The organism is Sphingobium sp. B1D7B (assembly GCF_025961965.1).
GTDB lineage: Bacteria > Pseudomonadota > Alphaproteobacteria > Sphingomonadales > Sphingomonadaceae > Sphingobium.
This window is the reverse complement of the sequence record NZ_JAOQOR010000001.1, coordinates 3,596,764-3,614,372: the sequence shown is the minus strand read 5'-3', so window position 1 is coordinate 3,614,372 and position 17,609 is coordinate 3,596,764. Positions and strand designations below refer to the sequence as shown.

Sequence of the window (17,609 nt, the reverse complement as noted above, 5' to 3'; positions counted from 1 at the left end):
CCCCTGCGGCAAAACAGGCCGAAAGGTCAAGGGATACCCGACCGCAACGGTGCATCCCGGCCCCCGGCGCAGACGCCCCGATCGCTCAATCCCCCGACTGTCCGTAGCGCTTTTGCAGCATGGCAAAGGTCGCGCGCAGGCCGAGGGCCTCGCCCCCCTTGGGTCGGCCCGGTTTGGCGGTCGGCCGCCAGGCGAAGGTATCGAAATGCACCCACAGGGTCTTGTCCGGCACGAAGCGCTGGAGGAACAGCGCCGCCGTCGAGGCGCCGGCAAACGGCGTTTCGCCACTGTTGGAGAGGTCCGCAATGTCGCTCTTGAACAGGTCGTTGTAGGGCGCCCAAAGGGGCAGGCGCCAGAGGGGATCATCCACGTCGCTGCCACAGCTGGCCAGCGTGGCCGCCAGCGCATCATCATTGGTGAAGAGCGCAGGCAGGTCCGGGCCGAGCGCGACCCGGGCCGCACCGGTCAGCGTGGCGAAGTCGATGATGAGTTCGGGCTTGTCTTCCCCGGCCCGCGTCAGCGCGTCGCCGAGCACCAGCCGTCCCTCCGCATCGGTATTGCCGATCTCCACGGTCAGGCCCTTGCGGCTGCGCAGCACATCGCCGGGGCGGAAGGCATTGCCAGCGATGGCGTTCTCGGCGACCGGCAGTAGCAGGTGCAAGCGCACCGGCAGGCCCGCACCCATCACCAGATCCGCCAGGGCCAGCGCATGGGCCGCGCCGCCCATGTCCTTCTTCATCAGGCGCATTCCGGAGGCCGGCTTGATATCGAGCCCACCGGTATCGAAGGTAATGCCCTTGCCGACCAGCGCGACGCGGGGATGCTCCTCGCGGCCCCAGACCAGCTCGATCAGCCGGGGCGCATTGGCCCGGTCCGCCGCGCGGCCGACGGCGTGGATCATCGGATAGCCCGATTCGAGCGCATCGCCCCGCGTCACGGTCATGGTCGCGCCATGGCGCTCGGTGACCGCGCGCGCCTGCGCCTCGATCTCGTCCGGCCCCATCTCGGCCGTCGGCGTATTGACCATATCGCGCACAAGCGCCGTCGCGCGGGCCTGCGCGGCCGCACCGTCAATGGCGCTGGGCTGGCCGGTGAGCAGAACGCATGGTCCGTTGGCCGCCGGCTTCGCCTTGTAGCGCTCGAAGCGATATTGCGCCGTCATCCAGCCGAAGATGGCCGGGCCCGGCTCCCGCTCGGCCAGGCGATAGGTTCCCGCGGGCAGCACGCCCGGCAGTTTGGCGAGGCACCAGCTGGAGAGCGAGTCGACTTTGGCGACATATGTCACCACGCTCCAACCATCGGGCTTTTCCCCGGGCATGATGGCGTGGGCATAGGCCTTTGGCTGGTAATTCTGCGCCACGAGCGCGGCGCGTTCCCGCTCGGTCCGTCCGGCGAGCCATTGCTCATGGCTGGCGGCATCGATGAGATGGATGAGATGGGCGGTCTGGCCCGTGTCGGGGCGCACGAGATCGGCTGGGTCCGTCATAATGCAGGGTTAGAGTGCGCAAGGGGCCTCGGCAAGCGCCGGCTGATCCGTTAGGCTCGCCCCATTCGTGAAAGGATTGCCCCATGGCCCCCATCAAGACCGCCACTCTGCTCAGCCTTTGCATCGCGCTGGCCGCCTGCGGCAATGAGACCGTCGCCAACAATATGCAGGCGCCGGTCGAGAATGCGGTTAACGCAGCCGAGCCCGCCAATGCGATGCAGGCCAATGCGGTGGGGGGCAAGTCGGTGGCGTTCACCAAGGGCGAATCTGAATTTCGCGTCAGCTGGCCCGCCGCGGCGGCGGCCATCGCCCCGCTCGATGCCATGCTGCAGGAGAGCGCGGAGAAGCAGCGCAAGGAAACGGAGGACGGCATCCGGGCAGAAGAAGCCTCCGCGAAGGAAGCCGGCTATCCCTTCCGTGGCTATAGCTACACCGAGGACTGGTCCGTGGCGGCCGACGTGCCGACGCTGCTCGTTCTGCGCAGCGAAGGCTATAGCTATACGGGCGGCGCCCACGGCATGCCACTGGTCAAGGTTCTCTACTGGGACAAGGCCGGGAATAAGGCGCTGGAAGCCAGCGACCTGTTCGACATTGCTGCGCTAGGCCGCGCCGTTAAAGACCGCTTCTGCGGGGCTTTGGACGCCGAGCGCGCCAAGCGGCGCGGAGAGCCCGTCGGCAGCGGGGAGGGCAGCCCGATCCCCGAATTCGACCAATGTGTCGATCCAACCAAGCAGACGATCATTGCCGCGACCTCAGGTGGCGGCGCGCTCAACCGCCTTCACTTCGTGATCATGCCTTATGAGGCCGGGCCCTATGCGGAAGGGATCTACGAGATCGAAGTGCCGGTGGATGCGGCCGTGCTGGGCGCGGTGAAACCGGCCTGGAAGGGGGCCTTCGCGGCGGCGCAGTAACCTTCAGAACCACCTTCCGTTCGTGTCGAGCGAAGTCGAGACACGATAAACCAGCGCCGGCGTGTCTCGACTTCGCTCAACACGAACGGGAGGCTGGAAAGCTTGGTCAGACCGAAATCGGCACGCCAAACAGGTCGTGCTCATCCGCATCCTCAATCTCGACCGAGACGAAATCACCCGCCGACAGCCCCGGATCCACATCGCGCAGATAGACATGCCCGTCGATCTCCGGCGCGTCAGCCTGGCTGCGGCCGGTCGCCCCGACGTTGCCGTCCTCATCCGGTTCGCCAACCTCGTCGATAATCACAGGCAACGTGCGGCCGATCTTGGTCGCCAGCTTCGCTGCTGAAATCCGCGCGCAGGCGTCCATGATCCGCTGGAAGCGCTCTTCCTTCACGTCGTCTGGCACATGGTCAGGCAGGGCATTGGCCTGCGCGCCTTCCACCGGCTCGAAGCGGAAGGCGCCGACGCGGTCGAGCCGCGCTTCCTCCAGCCAGTCGAGCAGATACTGGAAGTCCGCTTCCGTCTCGCCGGGGAAGCCGACGACGAAGCTGGAGCGGATTGCGATATCGGGGCAGATTTCCCGCCAGCCGCGCAGGCGCTCCAGCACCTTCGCCTCGTTGGCGGGGCGCTTCATGGCGCGCAGCACATTGGGCGCGGCGTGCTGGAAGGGGATGTCGAGATAGGGCGTCAGCAACCCTTCCGCCATCAGCGGGATCACCGCGTCGACATGCGGATAGGGGTAGACATAATGCAGCCGCACCCAGGGCTGCTCGCCCTGTGGCGTGCGCAGGCCGCCGAGTGCGCGGGCAAGGTCGGTCATATGGGTGCGCACCGGTTCGCCCTTCCACAGCCGCTCCTCATGGCGCACGTCCACGCCATAAGCAGAGGTGTCCTGGCTGATGATCAGCAGTTCCTTCGTGCCCGCCGCGACCAGCTTCTCCGCCTCGCGCAGCACCGCATCGATCCGCCGGCTGGCGAGCTTCCCGCGCAGGTCGGGGATGATGCAGAAGGCGCAGCTGTGGTTGCAGCCCTCGCTGATCTTCACATAGCCATAATGGCGCGGGGTGAGCTTGAGGCCGCCCTCGGGCACCAGATCGACAAAAGCATTGGGGACGGGCGGCGCGGCATCGTGCACCGCATTGACCACATCCTCATATTGATGCGCACCGGTGATCGCCAGCACCTGCGGGAAGCGGGCGCGGATCAGCTCGGCCTCATTGCCCATGCAGCCGGTCACGATCACGCGACCGTTCTCGGCAATGGCCTCGCCAATTGCCTCGAGGCTTTCTTCCTTGGCGCTGTCGAGGAAGCCGCAGGTATTCACCAGCACCACGTCCGCGCCATCATAGTCCGGGGACAAGGCGTAACCATCGCTCCTCAGCTTGGTGAGGATACGTTCTGAATCGACCAGCGCCTTGGGGCAGCCGAGCGAGACCATGCCCACCTTGGGCGCGTCGGGAATTTTCAATGCCATGATTGCGCGCGCATATAGGGCGCCGGCAAGCAAAAGGCGAGTCGTCCCGCGCGGTCCATCTGCGCCGTTACGCCGGGCTAGGGCTGGGCGGTGTTTCGCCGTCGTTGGGAATGATCTCGATGATCATGTCACCAGCATAGAGCATCGCGGCCTCTGGCTCCCAGAAACCATAAGCGCGCCCGGCCCGGTAGAGCCGCACGCCCAGGCCGGTCTGGATCGCGCTCAGCGGTTCGCCCACCTCGGCCTGCGTGACGCGGCGCTCGCGCAGCTGCACGCGCCCGCCCGATGCGGCAAGATCGGCCATATAATCGGCGATATGAGCGCCTTGGCACGAACCGGCGAGCAGCAGTCCGGCGAAACTGACCGGATTGATGACCGTCGTCGCACCCGCCTGGCGGGCCAGCGACTCATTATCCGGCGCCCGCACGACGACACTCAACGGAATATCGGGCGCGAGGTGGCGAGCCGTCAGCGTCACGAGGATCGAGGTGTCGTCGCGTCCGGCCGAGACGATCATGGCCTGCGCTTCTTGAACGCGCACGTCCATCAAAGTCTGGTCGCGCGTCGCATCCCCTTTCAGGATGTTGCAGCCAGCAGCCTCGGCCAGCGCCAGTGATTCGTCGCTGCGCTCGATGACGACGATGCAGCGTGGGTCGGTGCCGCGCGCCACCAGCTCCCGCACCGCCTCGGAACCGCTCGTGCCGAAGCCGGCGACGATGATGTGGTTGGTGAGGGACTTCTGGATCTGCGACATGCGCCACCTGTGCCAAACATTGCGGAAAACGAACTGATAGGCCGTGCCAAGAAAGATCAGCCAGACGAAGATGCGCGCCGGGGTAACGAAGATGCTCTCGAACAGCCGGGTGCGGTCCGTGACCGGCACGATGTCGCCATAGCCCACGGTGGTGACCGTCACGGCGGTGAAGTAGACGACATCGCCAAAGCTGACCTCCCCGTCGAGATTGTCGCGCAGCCCGTCCCGCTCGAACCAGTGAACCATCAGAACGAAGGTCGCGAGGATCAGAATCGCGCCCACCCGCCAGGCGAGGTCGGCCCAGACCGGCAGGGACGAGCGCCGTCGCAAAAAGGCGCGCGGCGGCACGCGGGGATCGTCGCGCTGGAACATCACCGGCCTTGTGCCAGCGGGGAGGGCAGGGTGCAAGGCGAGGTGGGGAAAGCGGAAGCGCTGGCGCGTTCAACCTTCTCCCCTCCTCCTCAGAGGATTACTGCCGTTATTCGACGACCCCCGCCAGCCCCGCTTCCAGCGCCGTCAGCAATTCATAGTGCGTCAGGTCGTAATGCAGCGGCGTCACCGATACATAACCCTCCGCCACCGCCGCGAGGTCGCTCGCTTCCGGTGCTGAGTCGCTGTGGTGCAGGCCGAACCAGAAATAATCATAACCGCGCGGATCGGTGCCTGGCACGATGCGGGTGCGGTCGATGTCGTAGAAGCCCTGGCGCGCGACCTTGATGCCCTTGATCGCGCTGGCGGGCAGGGCCGGGAAGTTCACGTTGATGAGTGTGCGTTCCAGCGCATCCTGCTTGAGCAGCGCGCGGACCACCCGCTCGCCCCAGGCCTCGGCCGCCTCGAACGGAATGCTGTCGCCCAGCCCCTCGCGCGAGTAGACCTGGCTCAGCGCGATCGAGCGCACGCCGGAGATCGCGCCTTCCATCGCCGCCGAGACGGTGCCGGAATAGGTCACGTCCTCGCCCAGATTGGCGCCGCGATTGACGCCGGAGAGCAGCAGGTCGGGCTTCTGGTCCTTCATCAGATGCCCTACCGCCATCATCACCGCATCGGTGGGTGTGCCGGAGACGCTGTAATGCTTCTCACCATGCTGGCGCAGGCGCAGCGGGCGGGAGAGTGTCAGGCTATGCCCGGCGCCCGATTGCTCCTCCATCGGTGCGACGATCCAGATGTCGTCTGAGAAGCAGCGGGCGATCTTTTCCAGCACCTTGAGGCCGGGCGCGTTTACGCCGTCATCATTGGTGAGCAGAATGCGCATCAGGCGGGCGCCAGCGTCGTGAGGCCACCGGTATAGGGTAGCAACGCCTCGGGCACGGTCACGCTGCCGTCGGCGTTCTGGTAATTCTCCAGCACCGCCACCAGTGTCCGCCCTACGGCGAGACCCGATCCGTTGAGCGTGTGCAGGAAGCGCGTGCCCTTCTCGCCCTCGGGCCGGTAGCGCGCATTCATGCGCCGCGCCTGGAAGTCGCCGCAGGTCGAGACGGAGCTGATCTCGCGATAGGTCTGCTGGCTGGGCAGCCAGACTTCGAGATCGAAGGTCTTGGTCGCGGAAAAGCCCATGTCCCCGGCGCAGAGCAGCATCCGGCGATAGGGCAGGCCGAGCGCCTCAAGAATGCCCTCGGCGGATTTCAGCATATGCTCATGCTCCGCCGCCGCCTGATCGGGCGTGCAGATCGCCACCAGCTCGACCTTCTCGAACTGATGCTGACGAATGAACCCACGCGTATCGCGCCCCGCCGATCCCGCCTCCGAGCGGAAGCAGGGCGTGAGCGCCGTGAACCGCATCGGCAGCGCGGCCTCGGTCAAAATCTGCTCGCGCACGAGGTTGGTTAGGCTCACCTCGGCGGTCGGGATCAGCCAGTGGCCGGTGGTGGTGCGGAAGAGGTCTTCGGCGAACTTGGGCAACTGCCCGGTGCCGAACACCGCCTCATCGCGTACCAGCAGCGGCGGATTGACCTCGGTATAGCCATTGGCCTCCGTCTGCCGGTCGAGCATGAACTGCGCCAGCGCCCGGTGGAGGCGCGCCATCTGCCCCCGCAGCGCCGCAAAGCGCGCGCCGGACATGGCAGCCGCACCCTCGAAATCGAGGCCGAGCGCGGGACCGAAATCGGCATGGTCCTGCGGCGTGAAGTCGAAGCTGCGCGGCGTGCCCCAGCGATGCACTTCCACATTGCCAGTCTCGTCGACGCCATCGGGCACGTCTGCGGCGGGCAGATTGGGAATGGCGGCAAGACGGCTCTGCACGGCCTCCGCCAGCGTCTTCTCCTGCGCCTCCAGCTCGGGCAGGCTGGTCTTGAGGGTCGCGACCTCGCCCTTCAGCGCCTCGGCTGTCTCCTTGTCGCCCTTCGCCATCGCCTGGCCGATGGCCTTGCTGGCCTCATTGCGGCGCGCGAGGCCTTCCTGCACCTGCGTCGCGACGGCGCGCCAGCGCGTGTCCTCCTCGCCGATGGAGGCGGCGACCGGCTCCATGCCACGGCGGGCGAGGGCGGCGTCGAAGGCGGCGGGATTGTCCCGAATGGCTTTGATATCATGCATGGCGCACCGCCTATGCCCCGCGCGCCATGGCCGATCAAGCGGCCAGCGATCTCCCAGTGATGGGGACGCGACCGGCACCGCCACCAAAGCCTGGCGAGGGCGGCGATAATCGGCTCGTTCGGCCGCCGTTTCATGGCGGATTCGGCCGTTGTTCAGTCATCGTTCAATGCGCTGGAAACAGTGCTTGTTTCACTCTCGGCTGCGCTCTATAGGCGCCGCGAGAGCGCCGGAAATCGGCGACTTGATCGACGCGGAGAAGTGAATGGCCTCGCTTGCAGATTCGTCGGATAAAAACGGCTCGAAAGGCTCGGGGATCGATCTTCCCGAAGGCTATCGGCCTTCCGCAGACGAAGAGTTTATGGGGCCGCTGCAGCTGGAATATTTCCGCCGCAGGTTGCTCGATTGGAAAAAGCAGATTCTCGCTGAGGCAGAGGGCACGCTCGCCACGCTGCAGAGCGAACCGCTGCGCGAGCCCGATCTCAACGATCGCGCCTCTAGCGAAACGGACTGGTCCATCGAGCTGCGCACCCGCGATCGGCAGCGCAAGCTCATCTCGAAGATCGACGCCGCGTTGCGCCGCATCGACGATGGCGAATATGGCTATTGCGAAGTGACCGGCGAGCCCATCTCGCTCGGTCGCCTCGAAGCCCGCCCCATCGCGACCATGACCGTTGAGGCGCAGGAGCGCCACGAACGGCAGGAAAAAGTCTCTCGCGACGATTGATCATACGACTAGCGGCTCTGCTCCCGATAGCTTGCATGTCTGCGCAGGGCGCGCCGCCGATGAGCGGCGTTCTGGCCGCTCGCCTTCCTGACTGATCGACTAGCATTGATTGCGCGTGCGCGGTTCAGTGCTCGCGGGCTTTCTGTTCTCTCGCGAGGCTGTCAACGGTGCCGGGCTGCCGCCTTCGCTCGGGGGGCATCCTTGTGCCCTACCCGCGCACTCAAAGCCGCTTACGGAAGGCAGCCTGCCCAATGACAGCAAGACACTGCTGCCTCGATAGTCCCGCGCAATGTTCAGAGTCCCGCGCAATGTTCAGAAACGAAAAAGCGGAGGAGAGCTGCTTCTAAGCGCTCGATCCTCCGCTTTGTCCCGTCGCCCGTGCCGGTCTTCCCGGCGGCTCCCTCTCCGAAGTAATCTTGTAAGAGCGATGGAGACGGGCCTGCCTAATGCAGTTTTATACAAAAAAAAAGGGCCGACCTCGTGAGAGATCGGCCGCTTGAGTCTTAGGAGAGGATGCCTGAAAGGCAGTTTCTAAATAGCACATCCGTTTTTTGCTGCAAGTGCGAAAAACGAAACTCGCTGATGCAAAAATGTAATTTGCGTATACAGGGTTGATATAAAAGAGAAAAAATTTTCTCCGAAGAGGAAACCTTCTTCATCCCTCTCATCGCTGGGTTTTATCTCGCGTCCGCGAGAGGTGACGGAATCAACCGGCGATCGCCTCAAAGAAGCGAAAAAAATTCAAAGAAACCCGCCATTTTCTGATCATGGACAAGGGCGCCTTGCTCCTAGCTGAACATTGCAATCGAATGCAATGTCGCCCTCATTCGCGAATCACCTGCCCGCTTCGACGATCAGATGTCGCCGCTGAAGGTGTCGCACTGGGCAGGGTCGCCGGAGTCGTAGCCCCGACGCAGCCAAGCCACCCGCTGGGCGCTGGTGCCGTGGGTGAAGCTGTCCGGCATCGGCCGGCGCCCGGCGTCCTTTTGCAGCGTGTCATCGCCGATCGCTGCGGCAGCGCGCAGGCCTTCCTCAAGGTCGCCGGTTTCCATCAGACCGGTACGGCGTCCCCACACCCCTGCGTAGCAATCGGCCTGCAGCTCGATGCGGACCTGCAGTGCATTGGCTTGTGCTTCGCCCAGCTGCTGCTGCCTTTTGTTCACATCATCCAGCCGGCCCTCCAGATGCTGGACATGATGCGCGACTTCATGGGCGATCACATAGGCCTGGGCGAAGTCGCCCGGTGCGCCGAAGCGCTGCTGCAGTTCCCGGAAAAAATCCGTGTCGAGGTAAATCTTCTCGTCGAGCGGGCAGTAGAATGGTCCCATGGCCGATTGCGCGATCCCACAGCCAGATTGTCCGTTTTGGGCATAGAATGAGAGCACGGCGGGCTTGTAGGTCTGGCCGCTTTGCCGGAAGAGATCGCCCCAGATGCGCTCGGTGGTGTTGAGCACCTTGAGCGAGAAGCTCTGCATCTGTGTCAGCTCTCCCTCCTGACCCGTAGGAGCGCCCTGCTCGGTCGCCGGCTGGGAGGTATCTCCGCCGGTCAGCAGCCCGCCGCCGCTGAAGCTGATGAAGGCGAACACGGCGAGCGCGATTACCACCCCGCCGCAGCCGAAGCGGCTGCCGATCATCGGCAGCAACATGCCGAGCAGATTGCCGCCCCCGCCGCCGAAACCGCCCCCGCCGCCACGCTGGATCTCGTAGTTGCTGCTTTCCCGTTCGTCGTCGAGCCGCATTCTCGTCCCTTCCCCAGCGCGTGCTTGCATGATCACGCCATGGTCGATGTGTCGGGAAATTCTCCCCGCTGCGACGGTGAAATGCAACAAGGCTAGGAACTATCCCAACGCCCCGGCAATTCTGTGGGGATCGCGACATCCGGTCCCCGCTCGGCGCTGGTGGACGGCCGGGGAATGGGATATTGCATCGCACCATGGATATGCCGACTCCGCGTCGCCGCGGCGGCCATGCGCCGCTCCCTTTGCCCGATCAGGTCGCACTGGTCCTCCAGGGCGGAGGCGCGCTGGGGTCTTATCAGGCCGGCGTGATCGAGCGGCTGGCGGCGCTTGGCATCGGGATCGACTGGGTCGCAGGCATCTCCATCGGCGCCGTCAATGCCGCCATCATCGCCGGCAACACGCCCGATCAATGGGTGGCCCGTCTGACCGAGTTCTGGACTCTCGTCAGCAGCGGCCTGCCGAACATCTGCCTGCCCGAGGACGATCATCTGCGCGAGGGCGCACATCTCGCCGCCGCCGGCGCGGTACTGCTCGGGGGCGTACCAGGTTTCTTCCGCCCGCATTTTCTGCAGCCCCTATGGGCGCCGCCCGGAACGACGGAAGCGATCAGCTATTACGACACGGCGCCCTTGCGCGAGACGCTGGACCGGCTGGTCGACTGGGACCGGGTCAATCACGGTCCCATGCGGTTTTCCATTGGCGCAGTGGATATCGAGAGCGGCAATTTCGTCTATTTCGACAATCAGGACCCGCAATGGCGGGGCCGGATCGATGCCCGCCATGTCATGGCTTCCGGTGCCCTGCCGCCGGGACTCCCGCAGGTGGAGATTGACGGCCGCCATTATTGGGATGGGGGCCTGGTCTCCAATACCCCGCTCAGTCATGTCCTCGAGCACCAGTCCGGTGATCTGCTGATCTTCCAGGTCGATCTCTTCCCGGCAGAAGGGCCGCTGCCGCGCGAAATGAGCGATGTCTGGTCGCGGCAAAAGGATATTCAATATTCCAGCCGCACCCGGCAGGTGACGGACCGCTTCCTGCGTACCCGGCGGGAGCATGAGGCGATCCGCGCGCTGCTGGATCGCTTGCCGCAGGACGTCGCCCAAACATCCGAGGCGCGGCGGCTGGCGGGGATGATCGAGGAAGGATCGGTCAACATCATCCATCTCATCCACCGCCTGCGCGCCTGGCATAGCGGCGCGCGCGATTTCGAGTTTTCGCGCCGCACGATGCTGGATCACTGGGCGCAGGGCGATGCCGCCGTCGCCGCCGTGCTCTCGCACGGGACCCAGCTTATCGCGGAAAACATCGTCAGCGGCCGCAGCGCAACCTTCGACCTCGCGCTGACCGGTCAGATCAAGGAGAAGCAGGCATGAGTTTGAAGGGCAAGACAGCGCTGATCACCGGCTCCACATCAGGCATCGGCCTTGCTTATGCCAAGTCGCTGGCGGCCGAGGGCGTCAACCTCCTCATCAACGGCTTTGGCGATGCCGATGCCATCGAGAAGGAGCGGCTGGCCCTGGAACAGGCGAGCGGCGCGAAGGCGATCTATTCCGGCCATGATCTCACCAAGCCGGAGGAGATCGAGGCGATGATGGCGCAGGCGGCGGAGGCCTTTGGCGGCGTCGACATCCTCATCAACAATGCCGGCACCCAGCATGTCGCGCCCGTTGAGGAATTCCCGCTCGACAAGTGGAGCCTCATCATCAAGCTCAATCTGGAATCCGCCTTCCACACCACCCGGCTTGCCGTGCCCTATATGAAGCAGCGTAAATGGGGCCGGATCATCCAGACCGCCTCCGCGCACAGCCTCGTCGCCTCGCCGTTCAAGTCGGCTTATGTGACGGCCAAGCACGGCCTTGCCGGCTTCACCAAGACGATCGCGCTGGAGTTGGCGACCTTTGGCATCACCGCCAACTGCATCTCGCCCGGCTATGTCTGGACCCCGCTGGTCGAGGGCCAGATTCCGGACACGATGAAAGCGCGCAACATGACGCGCGAGCAGGTGATCAACGATGTTCTGCTGGCTGGCCAGCCGACCAAGGAGTTCGTGACGGTGGAGCAGGTCGCCGCCATCGCGATGTTCCTCTGCTCGGATCCCGCGAGCAACATTACCGGCGCGAACATCAGCGTGGATGGCGGCTGGACCGCTGCCTGACAACGCCATCAAGCATAACTTCTAATAGCGTAACGTGTGCTCCTGCGCAGGCAGGAGCCTAGGGCGGCAAGGACATCCGGCTGCGCCCTAGGCTCCTGCCTGCGCAGGAGCACTAATCGCAATTTTAGTTGTGGTGGGGAACGGGGGGCGCTTACCCCCAAACGTCCTTGGCCCCTCCCTGGGGGAGGGAGGGGCCGTCGGGGACTGTGGGAGAGTATCAGCGCCGTGGGAGAGTAACGCTGATGAGGACTGTATAGCCCCCACTTGTCACGAGACTTTGTCGCAATCGGCGGAGTTTGTATCAATGTGTCGCAGCCAGAGCGACGGGATCAGTTGCCGCTGCCGCCCAGCACGTTGATCGTGAAGGCCAGCACGCCCAGATTGAAGACGAAGGCGGCAAGGCAGTGGATCGTCGCCACGCGCCGGACCGAGGTGGAGGTGACCGCCACGTCCGAGGTCTGGAACGTCATGCCCAGCGTGAAGCTGAAGTAGACGAAATCCCAATAGGTCGGCTCCTTGGTGCCGGGAAAGTCGAAGCCGCGCGCATCCGCGCCGCCCTCGTCCTTCGCGTCGCCCTCGCTCCGCACATAGAACATATGGGCATAATGGAGGGCGTAGACCATGTTCGAGAAGATCCACGCCAGTGCCAGGGTCCCGATGACCAGAGCCATGGCCTCGATGCCGGGATCGTGCCTGTTCTCAAGTTCGGAGAAGATTGCGACGAGCACCACCAGCGAGACCGCGCCGGTTATCCCCAGCAGCAAGGTGCGATTGGCATCGTTCCGCGCGGCAGACTGGCGCATCTGATCCGGCCCGGCGCGGGCCAGCAAAGGCCAGACGGACAGCAGAAAGATACCGGCCGCCACATCGAATCCCGCCATCATGGCATGACGCCAGCCCAGGACCGGATGCAGCAGCGGCAGGCTGACAAGCAGGATCGCCGCAAAAGCGAGGAAGCGTATGGGCGCAAGGCGCCGTCCAAGGTCAAGAGCCATCGGTGCGACTATAGCGGGCGAAATTGCCTGCCGAACCTTGTTTCTTCATCTGCTAGCGCCGGCGCGCATCGCCGTTCGGGGCTCGCCAATCCCTGACTTTCCCGTTCTACAACGCAAGTCACGTCCACGCCCTTCTGTGCGCCAAGGTTAGGAACCTTTAGCAGAGTCCGGCATGGCCCCGCAGAACCCGGACGCGTCCAATAGCGACGCTCCCGCATTCTGCCGAATGCACCCCGCGCCTCAGAGCTTGCTCGTCAGCTCCGGCACGATCTGGAACAGGTCGCCCACCAGTCCGACGTCGGCCACCTGGAAGATCGGCGCGTCCTCGTCCTTGTTGATGGCGATGATTGTCTTGGAGTCTTTCATGCCGGCAAGGTGCTGGATGGCGCCGGAAATACCGACGGCGATGTAGACGTCCGGCGCCACGATCTTGCCGGTCTGGCCGACCTGATAATCATTGGGCACGAAGCCCGCGTCCACCGCCGCGCGCGAGGCGCCGACGGCGGCACCGAGCTTGTCGGCCAGCGGCTCGATGAGCGCCTTGTAATTCTCGCCGCTGCCCACGCCACGTCCACCGGACACGATGATCTTGGCGCTCGTCAGTTCGGGCCGCTCGGAGGCTGCGACCTCGGCGGACACGAAGCGCGCGGTGCCAGCGTCGCCGGTGCCGGACACGGCCTCCACCGGGGCCGATCCGCCCTCGGGCGCCGCCTTGTCGAAGGCGGTGCCGCGCACGGTGATGACCAGCTTGGCGTCACTCGTCTTCACCTGCGCGATGGCATTGCCGGCATAGATCGGGCGCGTGAACATGTCCGGCCCATCCACCGCGATGATGTCCGAAATCTGCATCACGTCGAGCAAGGCGGCGACGCGCGGCGCGATGTTCTTGCCGGTCGTCGTGGCCGGGGCGAGGAAGGCGTCATGATGCCCCATGAGGTCCACGATCAACGGTGCGACATTCTCGGGGAGCTGGTGCTCCAGCGCCGCATCATCGGCGAGATGGACCTTGGCGACGCCAGCAATCTTGGCGGCCTGCTCCGCCACCCCGGCGCAGCCCTTGCCCGCGACGAGCAGATGGACCTCGCCAAGCTGGGCGGCGGCGGTCACGACCGGCAGGGTCGCATCCTTGAGGGTGGCATTGTCATGCTCGACCAGAACCAGTGTCTTCATTATCCTGTCCCTTCATCCGCATCCCGTTCGCTTCGAGCGAAGTCGAGAAGCGTTGTGCGCGGCGTGTCTCGACTTCGCTCGACACGAACGGAAAAGTGATCGGTCGCTCAGGCGACCCCAAGCACCTTCAGCTTCTCGACCAGCTCATCCACGCTGTTCACCTTCACGCCCGCCTGCCGCTTGGCCGGCTCGGTCACCGTCAGCGTCGTCAGCCTCGGCGTCATGTCCACGCCGTAATCGGCCGGCGTCTTCTGCGCGAGCGGCTTGGACTTGGCCTTCATGATGTTGGGCAGTGAGGCATAGCGCGGCTCGTTCAAGCGCAGGTCGGTGGTCACGATGGCCGGCAGCTTAACCGCCACCGTTTCCAGCCCGCCGTCCACTTCGCGCGTCACATTCGCCGTGTCGCCCGAGACCTCGACCTTGCTGGCGAAGGTGCCCTGCGCCCAGCCGAGCAGTGCAGCGAGCATCTGGCCCGTCTGGTTGCTGTCATCGTCGATCGCCTGCTTGCCGAGGATCACCAGGCCCGGCTGCTCCTCATCGACAATCGCCTTCAGGAGCTTGGCCACCGCCAGCGGCTCGGCCACGCCCTCATGCGTGATCAGGATCGCGCGGTCCGCGCCCATGGCCAGCGCCGTGCGCAGTGTTTCCTGCGACTTCGCCTCGCCGATGGAGACCGCGACGATCTCGGTCGCCACGCCTTTTTCCTTCAGGCGAATGGCTTCCTCGACGGCAATCTCGTCAAAGGGGTTCATGCTGAGCTTGACGTTGGCGAGGTCCACACCGGACCCGTCCGCCTTCACGCGCGGCTTGAGATTGTAATCGAGCACCCGTTTTACGGGGACGAGGATTTTCATCTGCGCTCTCCTTAAGACATTCAAATATTAGTTGACGTTCACGTTAACGTCAACCGTGCGCGAGACTGGCGAATTCCGCCATGAGGGGTTGGAATTGCTCCATGGGCGGGAAGGTCTCGAAGCTGTGTCTGGCTTTCGTGACTGCCCAGGGCAGCGCTTCCGAGGTATAGGTTTCGAGGAAGGGTGGGTCCGTCGGTGGCACGTCCAGCAAGGTCGTGCGCACGTTGACGATCTCGTCCATGCCGTCCGGCCGCGTGAACACCCAGCTCAGGCAATGATCGCAGAAGAAATGCCGGGTTGCCCCGTGCAATCCACCGATCACCGGCTCGCCGGCGATCACTTGGAAACCGGTGAAGAGATAGCAGCTACTCAGCGAGAAAGCGCTCGCCGTCATCAGCTGGCAGCCGCGGCAGTGGCAGGCCGCCGTGAACAGCGGCGCTCCGGTCACCCGAAAGCGCAGCTTGCCACAGCGGCAACCGCCCTCTGCCGCGCCGTGCATCAGGCCAGCGCCTTCACCTCGGCCACGATCTTCTTGGCAGCATCGCCCAGATCGTCGGCCGGCACGATGGCGAGGCCGGAATTGGCGAGGATTTCCTTGCCCTGCGCCACATTGGTGCCCTCAAGCCGTACGACCAGCGGCACCGAGAGGTTCACTTCCTTGGCCGCCGCGACGATGCCCTCGGCAATGATATCGCAGCGCATGATGCCGCCGAAGATGTTGACCAGAATGCCTTTCACCGCCGGGTCGCTCAGAATGATCTTGAACGCCGCTGTCACCTTCTCCTTGGAGGCGCCGCCGCCCACATCGAGGAAGTTGGCCGGGAACATGCCATTGAGCTTGATGATATCCATCGTCGCCATGGCAAGGCCCGCGCCGTTGACCATGCAGCCGATGTCGCCATCCAGCTTGATGTAGGCGAGGTCGTACTTGCTCGCTTCCAGCTCGGCGGGGTCTTCCTCGGTCTCGTCGCGCAATTCCATCAGGTCCGGGTGGCGGAACAGGGCATTGCCGTCGAAGCCGACCTTGGCGTCCAGCACCTGGATCTTGCCGCCGGCGATGGCGAGCGGGTTGATCTCGATCTGGCTGGCATCAGTGCCAAGGAACGCCTTGTACAGCGCGCCGGCGACCTTGCTGGCCTGCTTGGCGAGATCACCGGAAAGCTCCAGCGCGGCAGCCACGCGGCGGCCATGATGCGGCATGAAGCCGGTCGCCGGGTCGATGGTGATGGTGTGGATCTTCTCGGGCGTGGAGTGCGCCACTTCCTCGATGTCCATGCCGCCCTCGGTCGAAGCGACCATGGCGATGCGGCCGCTGGCGCGGTCCACGAGCAGGGCGAGGTAGAATTCCTTTTCGATGTCGACGCCATCGGTGATGTACAGGCGGTTGACCTGCTTGCCGGCCTCACCGGTCTGGATCGTCACCAGCGTGTTGCCGAGCATGTCCTTGGCGTGCGCTTCGACTTCCTCGATCGTCTTGGCCAGCCGCACGCCACCCTTGGCATCCGGACCGAGCTCCTTGAACTTGCCCTTGCCGCGACCGCCGGCATGAATCTGCGCCTTCACCACATAGAGCGGGCCGGGGAGCGACTTCGCGGCTTCGACGGCTTCCGCCACGGTCAGCGCGGCATGGCCGGCGGGGACGGGGGCGCCAAATTTCGCGAGCAGTTCCTTGGCCTGATATTCATGGATGTTCATGCGTGCAGTATCCTGAGCCTGAGAAGAGGTTGGGTGCGCCATAGCCCAAGCCGACGCGGGCGTAATTTGCAAAGTTGCAAAATCGACGGTTCGGATATGCTAATTGCGCGTGGACCAGCGCGGCGCCGGTCAAGGTCTCGCGAGGCGGATTGGCTCGAAGACGTGCGTTACGTCAGATTGCGCAGCTAATCGCCGATGCTGTAGCCGCCCGCAGGATTTCTGGATCGCCCAACGTGCTCAAGTGGCGGACCATTTCGCTCACCGTCGTCCTGTTGGGGTCGATGCCGCGTCCATCGGTCAGCGTCGCGATCCGGCGAAGCTGCGCATTGCTCAGGCGATCCGTAAGGGTGCGCGCCATGCAGCCGGCCATAGGCTCGCTGAGGCCCGCGCGGACGAGCCCTGCGCGAATGCGACTTTCCGGCGTCGCGCAGCTGCTCAACAAAATGGCTGCGGGCAGGGCGAGGGCGGCAAGCGCGCGGACGGAAGTAAGCTTCATGCGCGGGAGAGTAGCCGGCCAGACGGCTCATGCCTAGAGCCTGCGTTTCGGCTGCTCTGTCTTGGCGCACAGGCGGGCGCAGCAACTTTGGCTTGAGTGCCTGCATGCTGGCCAGTCCGGCCTCGACCGGTTACACATCCGCCGCATCCTCCCTGCTGGAATGCGCAATATGATCGAGATGTTTTTCACCCGTTTCGCCAGCCGCATGGCGAGCTGGACGGGGCAGCCGTTCACCTTCGTTCTCGCCTTGAGCATCATCGTCATATGGGGGATCAGCGGGCCGATTTTTCAGTGGTCGGACACGTGGCAGCTGGTCATCAACACCGGCACGACGATCGTGACCTTTCTCATGGTGTTCCTGATCCAGAATGCCCAGAACCGCGACGCGAGCGCCATGCAGGTCAAGCTGGACGAGCTTATCCGCGCCATCGAGTCCGCGCAGAATGGCTATATCGGCATCGAGCATCTCACCGATGCGCAGATTTGCAGCCTGCGCGATGCCTTGGAGAAGGAAATCGACGCGGTGCCGGAATTGATCGCCCAGCGCCAGGTGGAGCTGAACAGGCTGATCGAGCGGCGCTGACAAAGCAAAACGGGCGCCGTTCGGGCGCCCGTTTCATGTGG

The 17,609-nt window shown here is 64.4% G+C and carries 17 protein-coding genes; 5 read left to right on the top strand and 12 right to left on the bottom strand.

Annotation, left to right across the window (positions count from 1 at the left end):
- Positions 1-85: 85 nt before the first annotated feature.
- Positions 86-1,486, bottom strand: coding sequence for a leucyl aminopeptidase family protein (locus M2336_RS16935; protein WP_264573371.1), 1,401 nt, complete (start codon positions 1,484-1,486; stop codon positions 86-88).
- An 83-nt stretch (positions 1,487-1,569) separates the two neighbouring features.
- Here M2336_RS16935 and M2336_RS16930 point away from each other — a divergent pair, with 83 nt between their 5' ends.
- Positions 1,570-2,397 (top strand): DUF3298 and DUF4163 domain-containing protein, encoded by an 828-nt coding sequence (locus tag M2336_RS16930; protein ID WP_264573370.1) that lies wholly within the window; start codon positions 1,570-1,572, stop codon positions 2,395-2,397.
- 106 nt (positions 2,398-2,503) lie between these two features.
- Here M2336_RS16930 and rimO read toward each other — a convergent pair whose 3' ends face one another.
- The 4 genes from rimO to serS all read right to left on the bottom strand — a co-directional run bounded on the left by rimO (position 2,504) and on the right by serS (position 7,157).
- A complete protein-coding gene (gene rimO, locus M2336_RS16925) occupies positions 2,504-3,874 on the bottom strand; it encodes a 30S ribosomal protein S12 methylthiotransferase RimO (protein ID WP_264573369.1) in 1,371 nt (456 codons plus the stop codon).
- A 67-nt stretch (positions 3,875-3,941) separates the two neighbouring features.
- Positions 3,942-5,000: a potassium channel family protein gene (locus tag M2336_RS16920; RefSeq protein ID WP_264573368.1), complete on the bottom strand. Its 1,059-nt coding sequence runs from the start codon at positions 4,998-5,000 to the stop codon at positions 3,942-3,944.
- Positions 5,001-5,106: 106 nt separating this feature from the next.
- On the bottom strand, positions 5,107-5,880 hold the full coding sequence (surE, locus tag M2336_RS16915; RefSeq protein WP_264573367.1) for a 5'/3'-nucleotidase SurE: 774 nt from the start codon (positions 5,878-5,880) through the stop codon (positions 5,107-5,109).
- Positions 5,880-7,157 carry a serine--tRNA ligase gene (gene serS / locus M2336_RS16910; RefSeq protein ID WP_264573366.1) on the bottom strand — a complete coding sequence of 426 codons (1,278 nt, stop codon included), beginning with the start codon at positions 7,155-7,157 and terminating at the stop codon, positions 5,880-5,882. Before serS ends, surE begins: the two co-directional genes overlap by 1 nt.
- Before the next feature lie 262 nt (positions 7,158-7,419).
- On the opposite strand from serS, the gene dksA reads away from it, so the two are divergent.
- Entirely contained in the window at positions 7,420-7,881 is a 462-nt protein-coding gene (gene dksA, locus M2336_RS16905) for an RNA polymerase-binding protein DksA (protein WP_181560338.1), read from the top strand.
- Positions 7,882-8,735: 854 nt separating this feature from the next.
- Here dksA and M2336_RS16900 read toward each other — a convergent pair.
- Positions 8,736-9,620, bottom strand: coding sequence for a neutral zinc metallopeptidase (locus tag M2336_RS16900; RefSeq protein WP_264593224.1), 885 nt, complete (start codon positions 9,618-9,620; stop codon positions 8,736-8,738).
- Between the two features lie 194 nt (positions 9,621-9,814).
- Here M2336_RS16900 and M2336_RS16895 point away from each other — a divergent pair, with 194 nt between their 5' ends.
- Together M2336_RS16895 and M2336_RS16890 are read left to right on the top strand one after the other, a co-directional pair.
- Positions 9,815-10,993, top strand: coding sequence for a patatin-like phospholipase family protein (locus M2336_RS16895; protein ID WP_264571034.1), 1,179 nt, complete (start codon positions 9,815-9,817; stop codon positions 10,991-10,993).
- Positions 10,990-11,775, top strand: coding sequence for a 3-hydroxybutyrate dehydrogenase (locus tag M2336_RS16890; protein ID WP_264593223.1), 786 nt, complete (start codon positions 10,990-10,992; stop codon positions 11,773-11,775). Before M2336_RS16895 ends, M2336_RS16890 begins: the two co-directional genes overlap by 4 nt.
- A 329-nt stretch (positions 11,776-12,104) precedes the next feature.
- Here the strand turns inward: M2336_RS16890 and M2336_RS16885 are convergent, their stop codons facing one another.
- The 6 genes from M2336_RS16885 to M2336_RS16860 form a co-directional block, all read right to left on the bottom strand.
- Positions 12,105-12,770 carry a DUF1345 domain-containing protein gene (locus tag M2336_RS16885; protein ID WP_264593222.1) on the bottom strand — a complete coding sequence of 222 codons (666 nt, stop codon included), beginning with the start codon at positions 12,768-12,770 and terminating at the stop codon, positions 12,105-12,107.
- Positions 12,771-13,010: 240 nt separating this feature from the next.
- Positions 13,011-13,940: an electron transfer flavoprotein subunit alpha/FixB family protein gene (locus M2336_RS16880; protein WP_264573363.1), complete on the bottom strand. Its 930-nt coding sequence runs from the start codon at positions 13,938-13,940 to the stop codon at positions 13,011-13,013.
- A 107-nt stretch (positions 13,941-14,047) separates the two neighbouring features.
- Positions 14,048-14,794 carry an electron transfer flavoprotein subunit beta/FixA family protein gene (locus tag M2336_RS16875; RefSeq protein ID WP_264573362.1) on the bottom strand — a complete coding sequence of 249 codons (747 nt, stop codon included), beginning with the start codon at positions 14,792-14,794 and terminating at the stop codon, positions 14,048-14,050.
- 49 nt (positions 14,795-14,843) lie between these two features.
- Positions 14,844-15,293 carry a GFA family protein gene (locus tag M2336_RS16870; RefSeq protein WP_264573361.1) on the bottom strand — a complete coding sequence of 150 codons (450 nt, stop codon included), beginning with the start codon at positions 15,291-15,293 and terminating at the stop codon, positions 14,844-14,846.
- Positions 15,293-16,489, bottom strand: a complete 1,197-nt coding sequence (gene sucC, locus M2336_RS16865; RefSeq protein ID WP_181560330.1) for an ADP-forming succinate--CoA ligase subunit beta — start codon at positions 16,487-16,489, stop codon at positions 15,293-15,295. Before sucC ends, M2336_RS16870 begins: the two co-directional genes overlap by 1 nt.
- A gap of 172 nt (positions 16,490-16,661) precedes the next feature.
- A complete protein-coding gene (locus tag M2336_RS16860) occupies positions 16,662-16,985 on the bottom strand; it encodes a hypothetical protein (RefSeq protein ID WP_181560329.1) in 324 nt (107 codons plus the stop codon).
- Between the two features lie 172 nt (positions 16,986-17,157).
- Between M2336_RS16860 and M2336_RS16855 the strand changes: the two genes are divergently transcribed.
- Positions 17,158-17,568 (top strand): low affinity iron permease family protein, encoded by a 411-nt coding sequence (locus M2336_RS16855; RefSeq protein ID WP_181561484.1) that lies wholly within the window; start codon positions 17,158-17,160, stop codon positions 17,566-17,568.
- Positions 17,569-17,609: the final 41 nt, after the last annotated feature.